This is a genomic window from Massilia sp. UYP11, from assembly GCF_050434805.1.
In the GTDB taxonomy this organism is placed as follows: domain Bacteria; phylum Pseudomonadota; class Gammaproteobacteria; order Burkholderiales; family Burkholderiaceae_D; genus Telluria.
In genome coordinates this window covers 668,309-688,111 of record NZ_JBNDJE010000001.1, presented here as the reverse complement: position 1 = coordinate 688,111, position 19,803 = coordinate 668,309, and the positions used below count along the sequence as shown (strand labels likewise).

Annotated in this window: 22 protein-coding genes; 3 read left to right on the top strand and 19 right to left on the bottom strand. The window is 64.2% G+C overall.

The window, feature by feature from the left end; all coding sequences use genetic code 11:
* The first annotated feature begins 143 nt into the window (after nt 1–143).
* Both yihA and hemB read left to right on the top strand, forming a co-directional pair.
* Nucleotides 144–890, top strand: coding sequence for a ribosome biogenesis GTP-binding protein YihA/YsxC (gene yihA / locus ABIB38_RS03045; protein WP_429201623.1), 747 nt, complete (start codon nt 144–146; stop codon nt 888–890).
* 19 nt (nt 891–909) lie between these two features.
* Nucleotides 910–1,917 (top strand): porphobilinogen synthase, encoded by a 1,008-nt coding sequence (gene hemB, locus ABIB38_RS03040; RefSeq protein ID WP_429201622.1) that lies wholly within the window; start codon nt 910–912, stop codon nt 1,915–1,917.
* 87 nt (nt 1,918–2,004) lie between these two features.
* Here the strand turns inward: hemB and ABIB38_RS03035 are convergent, their stop codons facing one another.
* From ABIB38_RS03035 to ABIB38_RS03015, 5 genes are all read right to left on the bottom strand, one after another.
* Entirely contained in the window at nt 2,005–2,946 is a 942-nt protein-coding gene (locus ABIB38_RS03035; protein ID WP_429201621.1) for a hypothetical protein, read from the bottom strand.
* Between the two features lie 201 nt (nt 2,947–3,147).
* Nucleotides 3,148–6,282 carry an efflux RND transporter permease subunit gene (locus ABIB38_RS03030; protein ID WP_429201620.1) on the bottom strand — a complete coding sequence of 1,045 codons (3,135 nt, stop codon included), beginning with the start codon at nt 6,280–6,282 and terminating at the stop codon, nt 3,148–3,150.
* Nucleotides 6,279–7,493: an efflux RND transporter periplasmic adaptor subunit gene (locus ABIB38_RS03025; protein ID WP_429201618.1), complete on the bottom strand. Its 1,215-nt coding sequence runs from the start codon at nt 7,491–7,493 to the stop codon at nt 6,279–6,281. The genes ABIB38_RS03030 and ABIB38_RS03025 overlap by 4 nt, the downstream gene beginning before the upstream one ends.
* Nucleotides 7,494–7,623: 130 nt before the next feature.
* Nucleotides 7,624–8,994: an ATP-binding protein gene (locus tag ABIB38_RS03020; RefSeq protein WP_429201617.1), complete on the bottom strand. Its 1,371-nt coding sequence runs from the start codon at nt 8,992–8,994 to the stop codon at nt 7,624–7,626.
* A complete protein-coding gene (locus tag ABIB38_RS03015) occupies nt 8,991–9,719 on the bottom strand; it encodes a response regulator (RefSeq protein WP_429201615.1) in 729 nt (242 codons plus the stop codon). The genes ABIB38_RS03020 and ABIB38_RS03015 overlap by 4 nt, the downstream gene beginning before the upstream one ends.
* A 195-nt stretch (nt 9,720–9,914) precedes the next feature.
* Here ABIB38_RS03015 and ABIB38_RS03010 point away from each other — a divergent pair, with 195 nt between their 5' ends.
* Nucleotides 9,915–10,466, top strand: coding sequence for a Spy/CpxP family protein refolding chaperone (locus ABIB38_RS03010; protein WP_429201614.1), 552 nt, complete (start codon nt 9,915–9,917; stop codon nt 10,464–10,466).
* Nucleotides 10,467–10,503: 37 nt separating this feature from the next.
* Here ABIB38_RS03010 and dsbD read toward each other — a convergent pair whose 3' ends face one another.
* From dsbD to rplF, 14 genes are all read right to left on the bottom strand, one after another.
* Complete coding sequence (gene dsbD, locus ABIB38_RS03005; RefSeq protein WP_429201612.1) at nt 10,504–12,327, bottom strand: protein-disulfide reductase DsbD; 1,824 nt, start codon at nt 12,325–12,327, stop codon at nt 10,504–10,506.
* Nucleotides 12,328–12,454: 127 nt separating this feature from the next.
* Nucleotides 12,455–12,850, bottom strand: a complete 396-nt coding sequence (gene rplQ / locus ABIB38_RS03000; protein WP_005663400.1) for a 50S ribosomal protein L17 — start codon at nt 12,848–12,850, stop codon at nt 12,455–12,457.
* Between the two features lie 127 nt (nt 12,851–12,977).
* Nucleotides 12,978–13,955, bottom strand: coding sequence for a DNA-directed RNA polymerase subunit alpha (locus ABIB38_RS02995; protein ID WP_005663401.1), 978 nt, complete (start codon nt 13,953–13,955; stop codon nt 12,978–12,980).
* Nucleotides 13,956–14,252: 297 nt separating this feature from the next.
* The gene (gene rpsD / locus ABIB38_RS02990; RefSeq protein ID WP_429201609.1) at nt 14,253–14,876 is read right to left on the bottom strand and encodes a 30S ribosomal protein S4; all 624 of its coding nucleotides are present in this window, start codon (nt 14,874–14,876) and stop codon (nt 14,253–14,255) included.
* A 283-nt stretch (nt 14,877–15,159) separates the two neighbouring features.
* Nucleotides 15,160–15,564: a 30S ribosomal protein S11 gene (rpsK, locus tag ABIB38_RS02985; RefSeq protein ID WP_005663404.1), complete on the bottom strand. Its 405-nt coding sequence runs from the start codon at nt 15,562–15,564 to the stop codon at nt 15,160–15,162.
* Nucleotides 15,565–15,578: 14 nt separating this feature from the next.
* Nucleotides 15,579–15,944: a 30S ribosomal protein S13 gene (rpsM, locus tag ABIB38_RS02980; RefSeq protein WP_429201607.1), complete on the bottom strand. Its 366-nt coding sequence runs from the start codon at nt 15,942–15,944 to the stop codon at nt 15,579–15,581.
* A gap of 14 nt (nt 15,945–15,958) precedes the next feature.
* Nucleotides 15,959–16,072, bottom strand: coding sequence for a 50S ribosomal protein L36 (gene rpmJ / locus ABIB38_RS02975; RefSeq protein WP_005663407.1), 114 nt, complete (start codon nt 16,070–16,072; stop codon nt 15,959–15,961).
* A gap of 37 nt (nt 16,073–16,109) precedes the next feature.
* Nucleotides 16,110–16,328 (bottom strand): translation initiation factor IF-1, encoded by a 219-nt coding sequence (gene infA / locus ABIB38_RS02970; protein WP_005663428.1) that lies wholly within the window; start codon nt 16,326–16,328, stop codon nt 16,110–16,112.
* 20 nt (nt 16,329–16,348) lie between these two features.
* Complete coding sequence (secY, locus tag ABIB38_RS02965) at nt 16,349–17,683, bottom strand: preprotein translocase subunit SecY (protein ID WP_429201602.1); 1,335 nt, start codon at nt 17,681–17,683, stop codon at nt 16,349–16,351.
* Nucleotides 17,684–17,711: 28 nt separating this feature from the next.
* A complete protein-coding gene (gene rplO, locus ABIB38_RS02960; protein ID WP_137172335.1) occupies nt 17,712–18,143 on the bottom strand; it encodes a 50S ribosomal protein L15 in 432 nt (143 codons plus the stop codon).
* Nucleotides 18,144–18,171: 28 nt separating this feature from the next.
* The gene (rpmD, locus tag ABIB38_RS02955) at nt 18,172–18,351 is read right to left on the bottom strand and encodes a 50S ribosomal protein L30 (RefSeq protein ID WP_429201601.1); all 180 of its coding nucleotides are present in this window, start codon (nt 18,349–18,351) and stop codon (nt 18,172–18,174) included.
* 11 nt (nt 18,352–18,362) lie between these two features.
* Nucleotides 18,363–18,881: a 30S ribosomal protein S5 gene (rpsE, locus tag ABIB38_RS02950; RefSeq protein ID WP_005663437.1), complete on the bottom strand. Its 519-nt coding sequence runs from the start codon at nt 18,879–18,881 to the stop codon at nt 18,363–18,365.
* Between the two features lie 12 nt (nt 18,882–18,893).
* Nucleotides 18,894–19,256: a 50S ribosomal protein L18 gene (rplR, locus tag ABIB38_RS02945; RefSeq protein ID WP_123069946.1), complete on the bottom strand. Its 363-nt coding sequence runs from the start codon at nt 19,254–19,256 to the stop codon at nt 18,894–18,896.
* 11 nt (nt 19,257–19,267) lie between these two features.
* Nucleotides 19,268–19,801 (bottom strand): 50S ribosomal protein L6, encoded by a 534-nt coding sequence (gene rplF, locus ABIB38_RS02940; RefSeq protein WP_429201598.1) that lies wholly within the window; start codon nt 19,799–19,801, stop codon nt 19,268–19,270.
* Nucleotides 19,802–19,803 lie beyond the last annotated feature (2 nt).

Here is a 19,803-nt window from a genome sequence, read left to right as displayed (position 1 = left end):
ACGCACCTTGAAAAAGTCAATGTTGAAAAGTTCAGTGCAGCGCCTTCGATCGTGACCGCCAGGGGCGGAGCAGCAATCAACCCCTTATTGTACAATAGCTTTGTTTCCAAAACGCCATTTCGTAGCCTCTTATCCCTCTCCCAATGTCCAGATTATGGCAAGCCCGGTTCTTCACGACCGTTAACCAGTTGCGCGATTTGCCCGACACGCACGTCCCGGAAATCGCCTTCGCCGGGCGCTCGAACGCCGGCAAATCCACAGCGATCAATATCCTGACCAATCAGAAGGGTCTGGCGTTCGCTTCCAAGACACCCGGCCGTACCCAGCATATCAATTACTTTTCGATCGGCGGCGCCCATGTGGGCCAGCATCGCAAGGATGCGGTCCGGGTCGACGAGATCGAAGCGCTGCTGGTCGACTTGCCGGGTTATGGCTATGCCGAAGTCTCGGGCACCGCCAAGCTGCACTGGCAAAAACTGCTGGGCGACTACGTCCAGCGCCGCGACCAGCTGGCGGCGCTCATCCTGATCATGGATTCGCGCCGTCCGTTCACCGACCTCGACGTCCAGATGCTGGAATGGTTCGCCCCGACCGGCAAGCCGATCCACTGCATCCTGACCAAGGCCGACAAGCTCAATCGCAACGAGTCGACCAATGCCCTGCGTGAAGCGCGCGCCGTGCTCGACAGCTATGTTGACGAGGAAGGCAATGGCTTTCCGTTCACCGTACAGCTGTTCTCGGCGCTCAAGCGCATCGGCATCGAGGAAGCGGACGCCAAGATCCTGGAGTTGGCCGGGCTGAGCTCGGAAGAGGAAGACGCAGCAGACCACACCGGCAACCAGGAAAGTGCTGCGCCGTCGGCGGACGACGACGATACGCCTGCCGCCTGATTTTGCAAGGACGATCACGATGACCATCATACCTTCCGCCTATCCGGCGGCCCGCCCGCGCCGCATGCGCCGCGACCCGTTCTCGCGCGCCATGATGCGCGAAAACACCATCACCGCCGCCGACCTGATCTATCCGGTGTTCGTGCTCGAAGGCCAGAACCAGCGCCAGCAGGTGGCGTCGATGCCGGGCGTCGAACGCGTCTCGCTCGACCTGCTGCTGAAAGTCGCCGAAGAATGCGTTTCACTCGGCATCCCGGCCATGGCGCTGTTCCCGCTGGTGGACCAGTCGGTCAAGACCTATGACGGCATCGAGGCGACCAACCCGGACGGGCTGGTGCCGCGCGTGGTGCGCGCACTCAAGCAGCACTTCCCGGAACTGGGCGTCATCACCGACGTCGCGCTCGACCCGTATACCACCCATGGCCAGGACGGCCTGCCGGACGAGAACGGCTACATCGTCAATGAAAAGACGATCGAGATGCTGGTGAAGCAGGCGCTCACCCACGCCGAGGCCGGCGTGGACATCGTGGCGCCCTCGGACATGATGGATGGCCGTATCGGCGCCATCCGCCAGGCATTCGAAGCGCAGGGTCACATCCACACCCGCATCATGGCCTATTCGGCCAAGTACGCGTCCGCCTTCTACGGCCCGTTCCGCGACGCCGTGGGTTCCAGCGCCAACCTGGGCAAGGCCGACAAGAACACCTACCAGATGGACCCGGCCAACAGCGACGAGGCGCTGCGCGAAGTCGCGCTCGACCTGGCCGAGGGCGCCGACATGGTGATGGTGAAGCCGGGCATGCCCTACCTGGACGTGGTGCGCCGCGTCAAGGACGAGTTCAAGGTGCCGACCTTCGCCTACCAGGTCAGCGGCGAATACGCGATGCTCAAGGCGGCCGCGCTCAACGGCTGGCTCGACCACGACAAGGTCATGATGGAATCGATGATGGCGTTCAAGCGCGCCGGCGCCGATGGCGTGCTGACGTATTTTGCGCTGGATATCGCGCGCAAGCTGAAGGCAGGCTGATCGCACCGCACTCAACAAAAAACCGTGCCTCGGCACGGTTTTTTTATTGTCACGATGAATAGGCGGCGCGACGAAAAGGCGGCGCGATCACCTGCCCGGCACCGGCCTGTAATCGGGGAACATTTCCTTGTACAGGAAGGTCATCAGCTGATCGGTATCCTGCGGCCGTGCGCTGAGTTTCACCACGCGTCCCAGGCGGTGCGAATCCCACTCGAAATCGCCCTTTTTCTCGCGCCGGATCAGCTCGATCATCTTCTTGATCACGGCCGTCTCGATGTCGCGCTCGCTGCCCTGCTCCACCGTCACCGCGGTCAGCCAGCGCCGCTTGAAGCTCGGGTTCCAGCCGCGGAACTTGAGGTCCATGGTGTTGAAGGTCTTGTTCGACACCGAGAAAATGCCGCCCGTCTCGTTGCTGTCGTCGGTGCCGCGGCCGTTGATGGCGGCGATGTTCGCCAGCGCGTTGCGGGTGCCGCGCGCGGCGTCGCTTTCCTGGGCCGGCACTTCGCTGCCGGTCGGCGCGCCGCGGCGCTCGCGCTGGGCTTTCACATAGGCCGCCATGTCCATGTCGGGCGGCACTTCGGTGGGCGGCTGCTGGCGCTGCGGTTGCGGCGGGGCCGGGGGCGCGGGACGCTCGTCGGGAACCGTGATGGTGTCCGGCAAGCGCTGGACGATGATGCGTTCCTGTTCCACACGCGGCACCGGCGGCGCCGGCAGGGGCCGCGGCGTCGGCCGCGGCGCGGCTTCGACGGGCGAGGTTTCCTGCAGCGGCGCCACATAGACGACCTGGCTGTCGCCCTGGTCTTCCGAGGCCGGCCGGGCCGTGCGCTGCTCCGGTTCCTTCGGCTCATAGAACCACAGCAGCACCAGCAGCAGGTGGACGGCGACCGTGCCGGCCACGCCGTAGCGGCTCGGCTTCTTGCGCCCGTAGGCTAGCCCCAGCCCATAGCGCAGTCCTGGCGGCGGCAGTGGCTGCCCGCAATGGGAACACACTTCGCTGTCCTGGTCGTAGGTGTGGGAATGGTCACGCAAGATCGATCGATTTCCTGGAAGCCACGTCTAAAAAAACGGCAGAGAGTCGCAGTCTAACTGTTTTGCGGCGCCGACGCATCACGCGCGCCGCCTCGCCTTCCCATCCCGGGCGTTGATGGTTGTTACCAAATGTTTCCGGCCGCCAGTATCGGACAGTGCAGCTTCCAATACTGGCGGCCGGTCGGCGCACGTGGTGGCCGCTCAGGCCGGGTGCACGGGGTGGACCGGCGCCGCCGGATGCGCCACGTGCTCCTGGTCGGCCTTCGCGATCTGCTCGTCGGTCATCGGGCCGGTGCCGCTGTAGCGGTCCAGGTACAGGTAGATCACCGGGGTGATGTACAGGGTGATGACTTGAGAGAAGATCAGGCCGCCGCACACGGCCAGGCCCAGCGGCTGGCGCAGCTCGGCGCCGGCACCGATGCCCAGCGCGATCGGCAGCGCGCCCATCAGCGCCGCCAGGGTCGTCATCAGGATCGGGCGGAAGCGCAGGATGCAGGCTTCGCGGATCGCCTCTTGCGGACTCATGCCCAGGTTGCGCTGGGCGTCGAGCGCGAAGTCGATCATCATGATCGCGTTCTTCTTGACGATGCCGATCAGCATCAGGATGCCGATCATGGCGATCAGCGTCAGGTCCTTGTCGAAGACCCACAAGGTGATCAGCGCCCCGACGGCGGCCGACGGCAGGCCGGCCAGGATGGTCAGCGGGTGGATATAGCTCTCGTACAGCACACCCAGCAGCACGTAGATGACGCCGACTGCGGCGATGATCAGGATCAGCTGGCTCGATTGCGTGTCCTGGAACACGGCGGCGTCGCCGCCATAGGTCGCGATGACCGAGGCCGGCAGCTTCATGGCGCGGCCCATGTCTTCGATGGCGGCGGTGGCGTCGCCCAGCGGCACCCCCGGCGCCAGGTTGAACGACAGGGTGATCGCCTGCAGCTGGCCCTGGTGGTTGACCTGCAGCGGGCCGACCGTGCGGCGCACCGAGGCGATGCTGGAGAGCTTGACCAGCTCGCCGCTCTTGGAGCGCACCGAGACCCGCGACAGCGCCTCGTCGTAGTAGCGGTCGCTCGCGGCCGCTTCCAGGATCACGTAGTAGCTCGCCGCCGTCGAATAGATGGTCGAGACCTGGCGTTCGCCGAACGAGGCGTACATCACGGTGCGGATGTCGTCCATCTCCACGCCCAGGAGCGCCGCCTTGTCGCGGTCGATGTCCACGGTCGCCTGCAGCGCCTTGTTCTGCGAGTCGCTGTTGACGTCGCGGAAGCGCTCGTCCTTGCGCATGCCTTCCAGGAATCGCTCGGCCCAGCCATTGATCTCGCCGCCCGACACGCTCTGCAGCGTGTACTGGTAGCGCGCCTTGCTCTGGCGCCCGCCCAGCTGCAGGTTCTGCTGCGGCGACATGAAGACCTGCACGCCCGGCACCGCGCGGGTGGCCTTGCGCAGGTCGTCGATCACCAGGTCCATCGGCGGACGTTCGCCGCGGTCTTTCAGCACCAGGAACATGCGGCCGGTATTGCCGCCGCCGCTGAACGAGGTCGTGTCCTTCACGTAGGGATTGGCGCGGATGATGTCGACCACCTTGCCCTGCAGCTCGGCCAGCGCCATCGACGAGGTGTCTTCCGACGCTTCGACCATCACGCGGATCTGGCCGATGTCTTCTTCAGGGAAGAAGCCCTTCGGCATGGTGGAATACAGCACGCCGGTCAGCACGAAGGTGCCCAGCGCCAGCATCAGCACCACGAACCGGTGGCGCAGCGCCAGGTCGAGGGTGCGGCCATAGCCGTTGCGCACCCGGGTGAAGCCGGCTTCGAAGCGGCGGCCGATCCACGACATGTCTTTCGGCTCGACGTGGCCGCCATCCTTGAGCAGGCGCGAGCACAGCATCGGCACCAGGGTCAGCGAGACCAGTGCCGAAACCAGCACCGCCAGGCCGACGATCACGGCGAATTCGCGGAACAGCAGGCCGATCACGCCCGGCATGAAGAAGATCGGGATGAACACCGCCACCAGCGAGATCGAGATCGAGATGATGGTGAAGCCCACCTCGCGCGCGCCGATGAGGGCCGCGGCCATCGGCTTCTTGCCCATCTCCATATGGCGCACGATATTTTCGAGCACCACGATCGCATCGTCGACCACCAGGCCGACCGCCAGCGTGATACCGAGCAGCGAGATGTTGTCCAGGCTGTAGCCGAGCCAGTACAGCAGCGACAGCGCGCCCAGCAGCGAGATCGGCACCGTCACCGCCGGGATGAAGGTGGCCGCCGCGCGGTGCAGGAACAGGAAGATCACCAGGATCACCAGCAGCACGGTGCCGCCCAGGGTCAGGTTGACGTCGTGGATCGCTTCGCGGATCGACAGCGAGCGGTCGTTGACCAGCTCGATCTTGATAGATGCAGGTAGTTGCCCCTCAAAGCGTGGGATCAGCGCCCGCACCGCATCGACCACCTGCACGGTGTTCGCGTTCGGCTGGCGCTGCACCATCAGCGAGATCGAGCGCTCGCCGTTCAGGCTGCCCATGGCCTTGACCGACTGGTAGCTGTCCTGCACGTCGGCGATGTCCCGCAGGCGCACCGGCAGGCCGTCGCGGGTGGCGACGATCAGGTTGGCGAAGTCGGCCGCCCGCATCAGCTGGCCGCCGCCCTGGATGGTCAGCGCCTGGGTCGGGCCGTCGAGGATGCCCAGCGGCGTGTTCGAGTTGGCCGCGCGCAGGGCCGCCGCCAGCTCGTCCATCGAGATGTTGCGGGCGTTCATCAGGTCGGAACGGGCGCGCACGCGCACGGCGAAGCGCTTGCCGCCGTTGATCGAGACTTGCGAGACGCCTTGCACGGTCGAGATCGCCGGCGAGATCAGGTTTTCGGCGTAGTCGTTCAGCTCCGACAAGTCCATCGACGGCGAGGTCAGGTGCATGAACAGGATCGGGGCGTCGGCCGGGTTGACCTTGCGGTAGGACGGCATCTCGGTCATCTCGAGCGGCAGCCGGCGCTGGGCCACCAGCAGGGCCGCCTGGACGTCCACCGCCGCCTTGTCGACGTCGATCTCGTTATCGAACTCCAGCACGATATTGGTGTCGCCCTGGGTGCTGGTCGAGGTGATCAGCTTGATGCCGGCGATGGTCGAGAACTGCTTCTCGAGCGGCAGCGCCACCGAGGACGCCATCGTCTCGGGGCTGGCCCCGGCCAGGTTGGCGTAGACGTTGATGACCGGCGTGTTATAGCTGGGCAGTGCCGCGACCGGGATCTGCATGTACGACAGGATGCCGACCAGCACCAGGCTGAGCGACAGCAGCACCACCATCACCGGACGGCGGATACACAGTTCGGACAGATTCATGCCTGCTCGCCCTGCTTGGTTGGCGCTGGCGCGGGGGCCGGCGCGGCCGGCCTGGCGCCCTGCCCTGCCAGGCGCACCTTGCCGCCCGGACGCAGGTTCTGCTTGCCCTCGGTGATGACCCGTTCGTCGCCATTCAGGCCGGTGACGGCGGCGCGGTCGCCGAAGGCGTAGACGCGCTGCACCGGCACCTGGCGCGCCGAGTCGCCCTCGCCCAGCACATAGACGAAGGTGCCGTTGGATGCCGTGATGATGGCGCTCTGCGGGATCACCACCGCATTCTTCAGCGTTTGCACCACCACGTTGGCGGTCACGTACTGGCCCGGCCACAGGGTGGTGTCGCGGTTGGCGAACTCGCCCTTCACGCGGATGGTGCCGGCCTGCGGATCGACCGCGTTGTCGATGAAGCTCAGGCGGCCGACCACCGGTGGGGTCTCTTCCTTGCCGCTGCCGGCGCCGTTGCCCGCGCCGTTGCCCTGGTTGACGCGCACTTCGACGTTGCCCTGCTTCTGCGCCGCCAGCAGCGGGCCGAGGGTCGATTCCGGCAAGGTGAACGACACGTTGATCGGGTCGAGCTGGGTGATGGTGGTGAGCGAGGTGCTCATCTGCACCAGGGTGCCCGGATGGACGTCGATGGCGCCGACCCGGCCCGTCATCGGCGCCCGGATCGTGGTGTAGCTGGCGCTCACGCGCGTGGCGCGCGCCGCCGCCTGGTTCGACTGCACCAGGGCGCGCTGGGCTTCGACCTGGCTGAGCAGGGAGTCGAGCGCGCTCTGGGCCAGGAAGTTCTGCGCCACCAGTTCCTGGCTGCGCTTGTACTGGCGCTCGAGGTCGGCCAGGGTGGCCGAGTCGCGCGCCACTTGCGCTTCGGCGCGGGCGACGTTGGCCAGGTCGGCGCGGTCGTCGAGCGAGAACATCAGCTGGCCTTCCTTGACGAACTGGCCTTCGCGGATATGCACGGCGCGGATCGTGGTGACGGTCTGGGGATGCAGGTTGACGGTGCGCACCGGGGTCACGGTGCCGTTGGCGAACAGTTCGACGCCGACGTCGCGCCGCTCGGGCGCGACCACGTTGACGGTCACCGGCGGCTGGCCGCCCGGCCCCCGGCCCGCGCCTGCCTCCGCCTTGGCGTCGTTACCCTGGTTCATGTACCAGCCGCCAGCCACGACCAGCGCCGCAATTCCGGCGATGACGCCGACATTCTTCTTCTTCATTCTTGTCCCTTGCCGCCCATTGTCGGCGACTCCATCATTGATCGTGGCGGCCCTGCCGCTTGCCCTGGATGAGGGCGCCGCATTGTCCCACAGTGTTGTTACCGCTTGGTGTATTACGTTTGGCGCTTCGCTATTTGCTGACCAATTTGTTCGGATAGTAGGCCGGCAGCATCAAGGTCACTTCCAGTCCCCCTTCCGCATGGTTGGTCAGGGTGATGGTGCCGCCATGCTGCTCGGTGACGTTGCGTGCGATCGTCAGCCCCAGGCCGGTGCCGCCCGATTCGCGCGAGCGCGAGGTCTCGACCCGGTAGAACGGGTCGAACACCCGTCCCAGTTCGCTCCTCGGAATGCCCGGCCCGCTGTCGCGGATGCGCACCCGTGCGGCGCCGTTGACGCGGTCGACACAGACGCGCGCATCGCGGCCGTACTTCACCGCGTTGTCGATCAGGTTGCCCAGGCAGCGGCGCAGGTCGAGCGGCCGGCCCAGCACCGCCATCGTGGCCTTGCCCTGCAGCGTGACTTCCTGGCCGGCGTCGCTGGCGTCGGCGCACACCGCCTCCAGCAGCGAATCGAGGTCCAGCATCTGCATCGCCTCGGTGGTGTCCATGCTGCGCGCCAGCACCAGGCCTTCGCGCACCATTTCCTGCATGGCCGACAGGTCGCCGATCAGGCGTTCCTGCAGTTCGCCGTCGGCCACCTTCTCGAGCCGCAGGCGCATGCGCGTGAGCGGCGTCTGCAGGTCGTGGGTGATCGCGGCCAGCATCTGCGTGCGCTGGAAGATGTACTGGCGGATGCGCGCCTGCATCGCATTGAAGGCGGCGCTGGCCTGGCGGATCTCGCTGGCGCCGGTGAGGTCGAGCGGCGGGCGGTTGATGTCCTGCCCCAGGTCTTGCGCGGCCTGGGCCAGCTGCTTGAACGGCCGGGTGGTCATGCGCGCCACCAGGTAGGCCAGCACGGCGATGCTGATCATGAACAGGGCCACCAGGACGCGCAGGTCGGTGTCGCCGTCCCGGACCAGGCGCGGCGGCAGCACCGACAGGCGCAGCTCGGCGCCATCGCGCAGGTGCACGTTGAGCGATTCGCAGGCGCCGCCATAACCCATGCTGAGCAGCCCGTACATCATCGGCACGCGCTGTGCGGTGTCGCAGGCGGCCGGGCGGGCCACGACCGATTCGACCCGGTAGCCCTTGCCCAGGCGCGATGCCAGCTGGCGGGCGAAGGTCGTGGCCGGGGCCGGGGCCGGCTGGGTGTCGCTGACTGCGAGCTCCAGGCCGGGACGGTTGGCGACCTCGAGGTAGATCGAGCGCGCCTCGGCCGGCACGATCTCGGTGGCCATGATCAATTGCTCAGCGCGCTCCAGCCGGTGCTGGTCGAGCTGGCGCTCCCAGTCGCGCCAGCGCTGGTAGTCGGCCGCCAGCTGGGTCAGCGCGGCCGAGATCCACACGCCCAGCAGCAGCGTCAGGAACACCCGGCCCGTCATCGACCCGAAGAAATCCTTCACGCTGCCGGCTCCACCGTCACCTGGCCGGCCAGCACGTAGCCACCGTTGCGGACCGTCTTGATGATCTGGGGCATGCGCGCGTCCTCGCCCAGCTTCTGGCGCAGGCGGCTGATCTGGATGTCGATCGAGCGGTCGAACGGGTCGGCGTCGCGGCCTTGGGTGAGGTTGAGCAGCTGGTCGCGGTTGAGCACGCGGTTGGGGTGCTCGAGGAACACGCGCAGCAGGCGGAATTCAGCGCCCGACAGCATGATCACGATGCCGTCCGGGTTGAGCAGGTGGCGCGCGGTGAGGTCGAGCGTCCAGCCCGAGAAGCGCATCTGCTGCACGTTCTCGGACGGCGTGTTGGACGGCATGGCGTGCGAGCGGCGCAGCACGCTGCGGATGCGCGCCAGCAGTTCGCGCGGCTCGAAAGGCTTGGGCAGGTAGTCGTCGGCGCCCATCTCGAGGCCGAGGATGCGGTCCAGCGGCTCGTTGCGGGCGGTCAGCATGATGACCGGCAGGGTCGAGGTGGCGCGCAGCTTGCGGCACAGCGTCAGCCCGTCGTCGCCGGGCATGTTCAGGTCGAGCACGATGAGGTCGGGGCGGGTTTCGTCGAGCGCCTTCCACATCGCGTTGCCATCGGCGGCGGCCAGCGTCCGGTAGCCGTTCGACTCGAGGTAGTCGGCCAGCAGGCTCCGGATGTCGCGGTCGTCGTCGACGATCAGAATCGTAGAGGGAGTATCCATAACCTCAATTATCCGAGTTTATGCATAGCCCGGACGAGCATTTTGTATCGCTGTGTATAAGCAAATAGGCCCGAAACATATTGATACAATGTCCGAGACAGGGGAAACCCCGCGGTTACAGTTTGTGCGCAAGATGGGAACCGTGCAGCGAGCGTTTCGGATGCACGTCAACCAGACTCTCACAAAGGAAGAACCATGAACACCCTCCGCAAGAACCTCGTGATCGCTCTTACCGCTGCCGGCCTGGCTTGCGCCACTGTCGGCGTCCAGGCCCAGACCGCCGCCCCCGCCGAAGGCCGGCCGGCCCTGACGGCCGAGCAACGCCTGGCCAAGAAGGCCGAATGGCAGGCCAAGGCCGGCGAACGGCGCGCGAAGATGGAACAGAAGCGCGCCGAACGCCAGGCCAAGCTGCGCGACGCGCTCAAGCTCAATGCGCAGCAGCAGCCGGCCTGGGACGCCTTCGTGGCCAGCATGGCGCCGCCAAATAAAGGCGAGCGCACCGGCCGTCCCGACCGCGCCGCCTGGGCCAGCCTGACTGCCCCGCAACGCATGGAGAAGCAGATCGCGATGCAGAAGGAGCGCACCGCGCGCATGGAGGCGCGGCTGTCGGCCCTGAACAGCTTCTATGCCCAGCTGACGCCGGAGCAGCGCAAGACCTTCGATGAGCAGGCCAAGCACCGCAAGGGACCGCGTCACCACGGTCACCATGGCCATCACGGCCAGCACGGCCAGCGCGCGAACGCGTGAGCCAGCGCCGGCAGGGTTGGCGGCGCTGCCGCCGACCTTACCGTTGCAGCCGCTGCAGCGACGCCAGGAACTTCTCCGCGTTCTGGAAGCCGATCACCCGGCTGTCCGGGATTTCGTTGCCGGCGCCATCGAACAGGATGATGCCCGGCGGCCCGAACAGCCCGAAGCGCTTGAGCATGGCCTTGTCGTCGGCGTCGTTGGCCGTCACGTCGACCTGCAGCAGCACGGTATCGGCGAGCTTTTCCTGCACGGCCGGATCGACGAAGGTGAACTTTTCCATCTCCTTGCACGACACGCACCAGTCGGCGTAAAAATCGAGCATCACGGTCTTGCCGGCGTTGGCCGCCAGCGCGGCGTCGAGCTGGTCCACGGTCTTGATGCGGCTGAACGCCAGAGCGTGGTCCTGCGGCGCGCCGCCCAGGTGCGCCAGCGGCGCCCAGGCGTCGCGCCCGCCGCTGGCGATGCCCACCAGCTGGGTCGCTCCCAGCACCGCGAACGCCGCGCCGAAGGCCATCGCCGCCCAATGGCGGGTATGGCGCAGCAGATAGAAGCCATACCCCAGCAGCAGCGCCGCCCACAGCAGCATCTGGGCCGCGCCCGGGATCACCGGCGCCACCAGCCAGATCGCCATCGCCAGCATCAGCACGCCGAACAGGCGCTTGACCGACTCCATCCACGGCCCCACCCGCGGCAGCAGCGTTCCGGCCGACAGGCCCACCAGCAGCAGCGGAATGCTCATCCCCACCGCCATCGAGAACAGCGCCGCGCCGCCGATGAAGACGTCGCGCGTCTGGCTGATGTAGACCAGGGCGCCGGCCAGCGGCGCCGCCACGCAGGGACCCACGATCAGGGCCGAGATGGCGCCCATGATGAATACGCCGAGCAGCTTGCCGCCCTGCTGGCTGTTGGATACCTGCGTCAAGCGGGTCTGCAAGGTGTTAGGCAGTTGTAACTGATAGAAACCGAACATCGACAGCGACATGGCCACGATCAACAGCGCGAAGGCGCCCAGCACCCAGGGATTCTGCAGCGCGGCGGCCAGGCCTTCACCGGCCAGGCCGGCGGCGACGCCGAGCAGGGTGTAGACGATCGCCATGCCCAGCGAATACGCCAGCGACAGCGCGAAGCCGCGCGAACGGCTCACGTGCTTGCCCTCGCCCACGATGATCGATGACAGGATCGGCACCATCGGCAGCACGCAGGGGGTGAACGCCAGGCCCAGGCCGAGCAGGATGAAGGCCGGCACGATGGCCAGCAGGCTGCCGCCGCCGAGGATGCCGGCGATGGTCGACAGGTCCGATTGCGGCGCAGCGGCAGCCGCTGCCGGCGTATCGGCCAGCGATGCGGACGACGGCGTCGACATGCCGCCCTGCGTCGCAGCGCCCCCGATCGGCAGGCCGGACGCGGGCGGCGCGCCACCCGCGCCGAGGTTGACGCTGTGCTCCTGCGGCGGATAGCACAGGCCGGCGTCGGCGCAGCCCTGGCTGGTGGCCGTCAGCGTAAACGGACCGGTGCCCTCGACCGGGATCCGGATGACCAGGGTGCCGGCATGGGTCTCGAGATCCTTCTCGAAGGTCGGGTCGTACTTCACCTTGCCCGGCGGGACCTGCGGCTCGCCCAGCGTGACGCCGGCGCCGCTGGCCCGGAACGCGAAGCGCTCGCGGTACATGTAGTAGGCGGGCGCGATGGTGTAGGTGATCTCGGCGGTCTGCGGGTCCGCCATGCGCGCGTCGAAACGGAAGGCGACGGCGGGATCGAGGAAGTCCTGCTCGGCGCGGGCGGGCAGCGCGGTAAACAGGGCGAGGACGGCGAATAGCGTCAGGCAGGCCTGCAGCAGGCGGCGGGCGGAAAATCGAACCATGGTCTCTCGTGGAAGTTACTGCACCGGGCATGGTACACCGCCTGCCCGCTTCGCGCCGGAACTCATCCTTGGCAGGGACGAAAAAAAACCAGGCGCGAGGCCTGGTCTTTTTTGCGGTGACAGTCGATTACTCGGCGGTCGGTGCTTCTTCAGCCGAGGTGACTTCTGGACGGTCCAGCAGTTCGACGTAGGCCATAGGCGCATTGTCGCCAACGCGGAAGCCCATCTTCAGGATACGCAGGTAGCCGCCGTTGCGGTTGGCGTAGCGCGGACCCAGTTCAGCGAACAGCTTCTGGACCATTTCGCGGTCGCGCAGGCGAGCGAAGGCCAGGCGCTTGTTGGCCAGGGTGTCGGTCTTGCCCAGGGTCAGGATCGGTTCGATGACGCGACGCAGTTCCTTGGCTTTCGGGACGGTGGTCTTGATGGCTTCGTGACGCAGCAGCGAAACAGTCATGTTGCGCAGCATTGCCAGACGGTGGGACGAGGTACGGTTCAGTTTACGAAGGCCGTGACGGTGACGCATGGTATTTCCTTTCGGTGTTTTCTAAATCCAGTTCTTCGATCGTTCACACTTGCGCATGACCGCGGACCGGTTCAAGGTTGAATCCGCCCGAACACTGTGCCCGGGCGGGGTACTGCAGAACTTCTGATTACTTTTCCAGGCCGGCTGGTGGCCAGTTCTCGAGTTTCATGCCCAGGGTCAGGCCGCGCGAAGCAAGGACTTCCTTGATTTCGTTGAGCGACTTGCGGCCCAGGTTCGGCGTCTTGAGCAGTTCGTTTTCCGAACGCTGGATCAGGTCGCCGATGTAGTAGATGTTTTCTGCTTTCAGGCAGTTGGCCGAACGGACGGTCAGTTCCAGGTCGTCGACCGGACGCAGCAGGATCGGATCGACCAGCGGTGCGCGCGACGGCGCTTCGGCGGCGGCTTCGGTGCCTTCCAGGGCGGCGAACACGTTCAGCTGGTCGACCAGCACGCGCGCCGACTGGCGGATCGCTTCTTCCGGGGTGATGACGCCGTTGGTCTCGATGTTGATGATCAGCTTGTCCAGGTCGGTACGCTGTTCGACACGGGCCGATTCCACGGCGTACGACACGCGGCGCACCGGCGAGAACGATGCGTCCAGGATGATGCGGCCGATGGTCTTGTTGGTGTCTTCCGACAGGCGACGGACGTTGCCCGGCACGTAGCCGCGACCCTTCTCGACCTTGATCTGCATGTCCAGCTTGCCGCCTGCGGTCAGGTGGGCGATGACGTGGTCAGGGTTGATCAGTTCGACGTCGTGCGGCAGGTCGATGTCCGAAGCCAGGACGGCGCCTTCGCCTTCCTTCTTCAGGGTCAGGGTGACGGAATCGCGGTTGTGGACTTTGAAGACCACGCCCTTCAGGTTCAGCAGCAGGTCGACGACGTCTTCCTGCACGCCATCCAGCGACGAATATTCATGCACGACACCAGCGATCGTCACTTCGGTCGGCGCGTAGCCCACCATCGACGACAGCAGGACGCGACGCAGTGCGTTGCCGAGAGTGTGGCCATAGCCACGCTCGAACGGCTCCATCACGACTTTCGCGTGGCCGGCGCCCAGTGCTTCGACGTCGATGATACGTGGCTTCAACAAACTATTTTGCATGAATGAGTCCTTTTCAATACCCTCGGCTCGTTACACCGATAAGGCTGATGGCTTTATAGAGAACGCCTGCACAATGGCAGGCGGGTAAAACGATTCTGTGCGACAGGAATGATGAAAACTTCGATCCGGGGATTGTCTGTCCGCTGCAAGGCCGATCCTTGATCGCTGCGCTTGCACCACCACCACCATGTCGTTCCCGCGGAGGCGGGAACCCAAGTTTGCAACTTCGGATGCAGAACTTGGGTCCCCGCCTTCGCGGGGATGACAAATCGAGCGGCGCGCCGCTCGATTTGTCAATTAACGCGAGTACAGTTCGACGATCAGCGCTTCGTTGACGTCGGCAGCGATTTCGTTACGCTCCGGGAACGAACGGAAGGTGCCTTCCAGCTTCTTCGCGTCGACCGAGACCCAGCTCGGGAAGCCGATTTGTTCGGCCAGCGACAGCGCTTCAGCGATACGCACTTGCTTCTTGGCTTTTTCACGAACAGCGATGACGTCGCCGGTCTTGACCTGGTACGACGCGATGTTCACGACGTTGCCGTTCACGGTGAAGGCCTTGTGGCTCACCAGCTGGCGTGCTTCGGCGCGGGTCGAGCCGAAGCCCATGCGGTAAGCGACGTTGTCCAGGCGCGATTCCAGCAGCTTCAGCAGGGTTTCGCCGGTGTTGCCCTTGCGGCGGTTCGCTTCGGCGAAGTAGCGGCGGAACTGACGCTCCAGCACGCCGTAGATACGCTTGACCTTCTGCTTTTCGCGCAGCTGGTTGCCGTAGTCCGAGGTGCGGGCGCCCGACTTGACGCCGTGCTGGCCTGGCTTGACGTCCAGTTTGCACTTCGAATCGAGCGAGCGACGTGCGCTCTTCAGGAACAGGTCGGTGCCTTCACGGCGCGACAGTTTTGCTTTTGGTCCGATATAACGTGCCACGTTAGATTTCCTTTAATATTTGATCACGCCCCAGAGACGCATGGGCAAACCCCATGCACCCAGGCGCTAGTCCGGCTCTGCATGAGGCCAGACGTGGCTTACAACATCGCCCGCCATCAGGGATGGCAGGCGACAAGAGCCGGGCAGTATAACCCATTTCTGGGCAACTGCACCGGCGTTCTCGTAAAACACAACGGGGCGTGCGCCCCGTGCGTCGTGTTCCAGACACGGACCGGGCCGGGAAACGCCAGGCGGCGCTCCGATTGCCCGATGTCCCGATGTCTTAGATACGGCGACGCTTCGGCGGACGGCAGCCGTTGTGTGGAACTGGGGTAACGTCCTGGATCTCGGTGATCTTGATGCCGAGGTTGTTCAGAGCGCGCACAGCCGATTCACGGCCTGGGCCTGGGCCCTTGATGCGCACTTCCAGGTTTTTCACGCCCGATTCCTGAGCGACCTTGCCTGCAGCTTCGGCAGCGACCTGAGCCGCGAACGGGGTCGATTTGCGCGAACCCTTGAAGCCGGCGCCACCGGAGGTTGCCCACGACAGGGCGTTGCCCTGGCGGTCGGTGATGGTGATGATCGTGTTGTTGAACGAAGCGTGCACGTGGGCGATGCCCTCGGCAACGTTCTTCTTCACTTTCTTGCGCACACGTGCTGCTGCTGCGCTGCTTTGTTGCTTGGCCATAGTCGGTTCCTAGATTATTTCTTGAGCGATTGAGCTGCCTTGCGCGGACCTTTACGGGTACGAGCATTCGTGCGGGTACGCTGACCACGGACCGGCAGGCCCTTACGGTGACGCATGCCGCGGTAGCAACCCAGGTCCATCAGACGCTTGATGTTCATGGACAGCTCGCGGCGCAGGTCACCTTCCACGACAAACTTGCCGACTTCGTCGCGCAGCTTCTCGAGTTCGTTATCGTCCAGGTCCTTGACCTTCTTGGTGGTCGCGATACCGGTTGCGTCGCAGATCTTCTGCGAGCGCGGACGGCCAATACCGTAGATAGCCGTCAGGCCGATAACGGTGTGCTGATGATTTGGGATGTTAACCCCTGCAATACGTGCCATTCGTTATTCCTCGATTAACCTTGACGCTGCTTGTGACGCGGCTCGACGCAGATCACACGGACCACGCCTTTGCGCTTGATGATCTTGCAGTTGCGGCAGATCCGCTTGACTGAAGCGTTAACTTTCATTTTGCACTCTCTTCGGTTCGTTTACTTGATGATGTTTTTACTTGGTGCGGAACACGATGCGGGCCCGGGACAGGTCATACGGAGTCAACTCCACCGTCACCTTGTCACCCGGGAGAATGCGGATATAGTTCATCCGCATTTTACCCGAGATATGCCCCAGGACCACATGGCCGTTTTCCAGCTTTACGCGGAACGTCGCGTTTGGGAGATTCTCGAGGATCTCCCCTTGCATTTGGATGACGTCGTCTTTTGCCATTCGCTCTATGCACTCCCCGCTTATCGCGTAGGAACTCCACCCTTGAAGTTAGCCTTACGCAGCAGGGAATCATATTGCTGCGACATGACGTAGTTCTGCACTTGTGCCATGAAGTCCATCGTCACCACCACGATGATCAGGAGCGACGTGCCACCGAAGTAGAAGGGAACCTTCCACTGCGCGGTCATGAACTCCGGCACCAGGCACACCAGGGTGATATAGACTGCACCGGCCAGGGTCAGGCGCATCAGGATCTTGTCGATATAGCGCGCGGTCTGCTCGCCCGGACGGATGCCCGGAACAAACGCGCCGCTCTTCTTCAAGTTGTCCGCCGTTTCCTTGCTGTTGAATACCAGCGCGGTGTAAAAGAAGCAGAAGAACACGATCGCCACCGCATACAGCAACGCGTGGATTGGCTCGCCTGGCGCCATCGACGCCGCCAGATCCTTCAGGAACCCGATCACGGGGCCGGACGAATCCTTGCCGCGCGTGAACCAGTCGACGATCGTCGCCGGGAACAGAATGATCGACGACGCGAAGATCGGCGGGATCACGCCTGCCATGTTCAGCTTCAAGGGCAGGTGGCTGGTTTGGCCACCGTAGATCTTGTTGCCGACCTGGCGTTTGGCGTAATTGACCAGGATCTTGCGCTGTCCGCGTTCCACGAACACCACCGCATACGTCACCGCAGCCACCAGGACCACGATCAGGATGGCCGAGAAGCTGCCGATCGAGCCGTTCGAGACCAGGGTGAACAAGCCGCCCAGGGCCGAAGGCAGACCTGCTGCGATGCCGGCGAAGATGATGATCGAAATGCCGTTGCCAAGACCACGCTCGGTGATCTGCTCGCCCAGCCACATCAGGAACATGGTGCCGGTCAGGAGGGTCACCACGGTCACGAAGCGGAACGCCAGACCTGGGTCGATGACCAGGCCAGGCTGCGCCTCGAGCGCGACTGCGATGCCGAACGCCTGGAACAACGCCAGTGCCACCGTGAAGTAACGGGTGTACTGGGTGATCTTGCGGCGGCCGGCCTCGCCCTCTTTCTTCAACGCCTCGAGTTGCGGCGAGACGATCGATGCAAGCTGCATGATGATCGAAGCCGAAATGTAAGGCATGATGCCGAGCGCGAACACGGTAAAGCGGGACAAGGCGCCACCCGAGAACATGTTGAACATGCCCAGGATGCCGCCCTCGTTCTGCTTGAACAGCGCAGCGAGCTGCACCGGGTCAATCCCGGGAACCGGGATGTGAGCACCGATGCGGTACACGACCAATGCGCCAAGCAAAAACCACAGCCGGCCCCAGGGGAATCCGGAAGCGGCGCTTTTACCAAGTTGTGAATTAGTCGCCAATTTTTGCTCCGATCAGGCAGCGGCCGCTTTACGCGACCGAGCCGCCAGCTGCTTCGATCGCTGCTTTCGCGCCAGCGGTCGCTTTCAGGCCCTTGAGGTTCACCGCTTTGGTGATCTCGCCGGACAGGATGACGCGCACGTCGCGAGCCACGACCGACAGGATGCCTGCCTGCTTGAGCACCAGGATGTCGACGTCGCCGACAGCCAGGTTGTTCAGGTCGGACAGACGCACTTCAGCCTTGAAGGTGGCGTTCAGCGATTTGAAGCCGCGCTTTGGCAGACGGCGCTGCAGAGGCATCTGACCGCCTTCGAAGCCGACTTTGTGGAAGCCGCCCGAACGCGATTTCTGACCCTTGTGACCACGGCCGGCAGTCTTGCCCAGGCCGGAGCCAATGCCGCGACCAACACGACGCTTGTAGTGCTTGGCGCCGTCAGCTGGTTGAATGGTATTGAGTTCCATTGATTTCTCCGTTCGCAAGCCCGAGGGCTTACGAAACAACTTTCACGAGGTACGAGACTTTGTTGATCATGCCACGTACGGCTGGGGTGTCTTGCAGCTCGGAGACCGAGTTGACGCGACGCAGGCCCAGGCCGCGCACGGTGGCACGGTGGTCTTGACGGGTACCGATCAGGCCCTTGACGAGCTGAACTTTAACGGTGTTTGCCATGTGAGTTCTCCTTAACCGACGATGTCTTCGACCGACTTGCCGCGCTTGGCAGCGATGTCAGCCGCGGTGCTCATCTTCGACAGGCCGTCGAGAGTTGCGCGCACCAGGTTGTAAGGATTCGACGAACCGGTCGACTTGGCGACCACGTCGGTCACGCCCATCACTTCGAAGATAGCGCGCATTGCGCCACCAGCGATCACGCCGGTACCAGGCTTCGCTGGCATCATCATGACGCGCGAGGCGCCGTGACGACCGGACACGGTGTGATGCAGGGTACCGTTCTTGAGTGGCACCTTGATCAGGTTGCGGCGGGCTTCTTCCATCGCTTTTTGCACGCCGACTGGAACTTCCTTCGACTTGCCCTTGCCCATGCCGATGCGGCCATCGCCGTCACCGACAACGGTCAGCGCTGCAAAACCCATGATACGACCACCCTTGACCACTTTGGTCACGCGGTTGATCGCGATCATTTTTTCGCGCATGCCATCATCCGGCTTGTCGCTTGCCATTTTCGCTTGCATTTTTGCCATGACGATTCTTCCTTAGAACTTCAGACCGGCTTCACGCGCGGCTTCCGCCAGCGCCTTCACCCGACCGTGGTAACGGAAACCCGAGCGATCGAACGCAACTTCGGTGATTCCTGCTTTCAGTGCTTTTTCTGCGACGCGCTTGCCAACCAGGGCAGCTGCTGCAGCGTTGCCGCCAGCGCCGGTCTGGCCAGCCAGTTCGGCGCGCACTTCCGCTTCCAGGGTCGAAGCCGACACCAGTACTTTTGCGTCCGGGCTGATCAGGTTCGCGTAGATGTGCAGGTTGGTGCGGTGAACCGACAGACGGTTCACACCCAGCTGGGCGATCTTGATGCGGGTCTGACGGCCACGACGCAGACGGGATTGTTTCTTGTCCATGTCTGCTCCGATTATTTCTTCTTGGTTTCTTTAAGCTTGACCACTTCGTCCGAATAACGGACGCCCTTGCCCTTGTAAGGCTCAGGGGAGCGGTAAGCGCGAACTTCGGCGGCAACCTGGCCGACCTTTTGACGATCGATACCCTTGATCAGGATCTCGGTCGGGGTCGGGGTCGCTGCGGTGACGCCTTCAGGCATCGCGTGCAGGACCGGGTGCGAGAAGCCCAGCGACAGGTTCAGGGCGTTGCCCTGCACTGCTGCCTTGTAGCCCACGCCGACCAGGTTCAGCTTCTTCTCGAAGCCCTTGGTGACGCCGGTGACCATGTTGTTGACCAGTGCACGCAGGGTGCCCGACATGGCGTTCGATTCACGCGAATCGTCGATCACGTCGAAGGTCAGCGTGCCATTGTTGTTTTCCACTTTGACCAGGCCGTTCAGGGCTTGGGTCAGGGTGCCCAGCGGGCCCTTGACGGTGATCGACGACGCGTTGATCGCGACTTCGGCACCGGCTGGGACTGCGATTGGCATCTTAGCTACTCGAGACATCG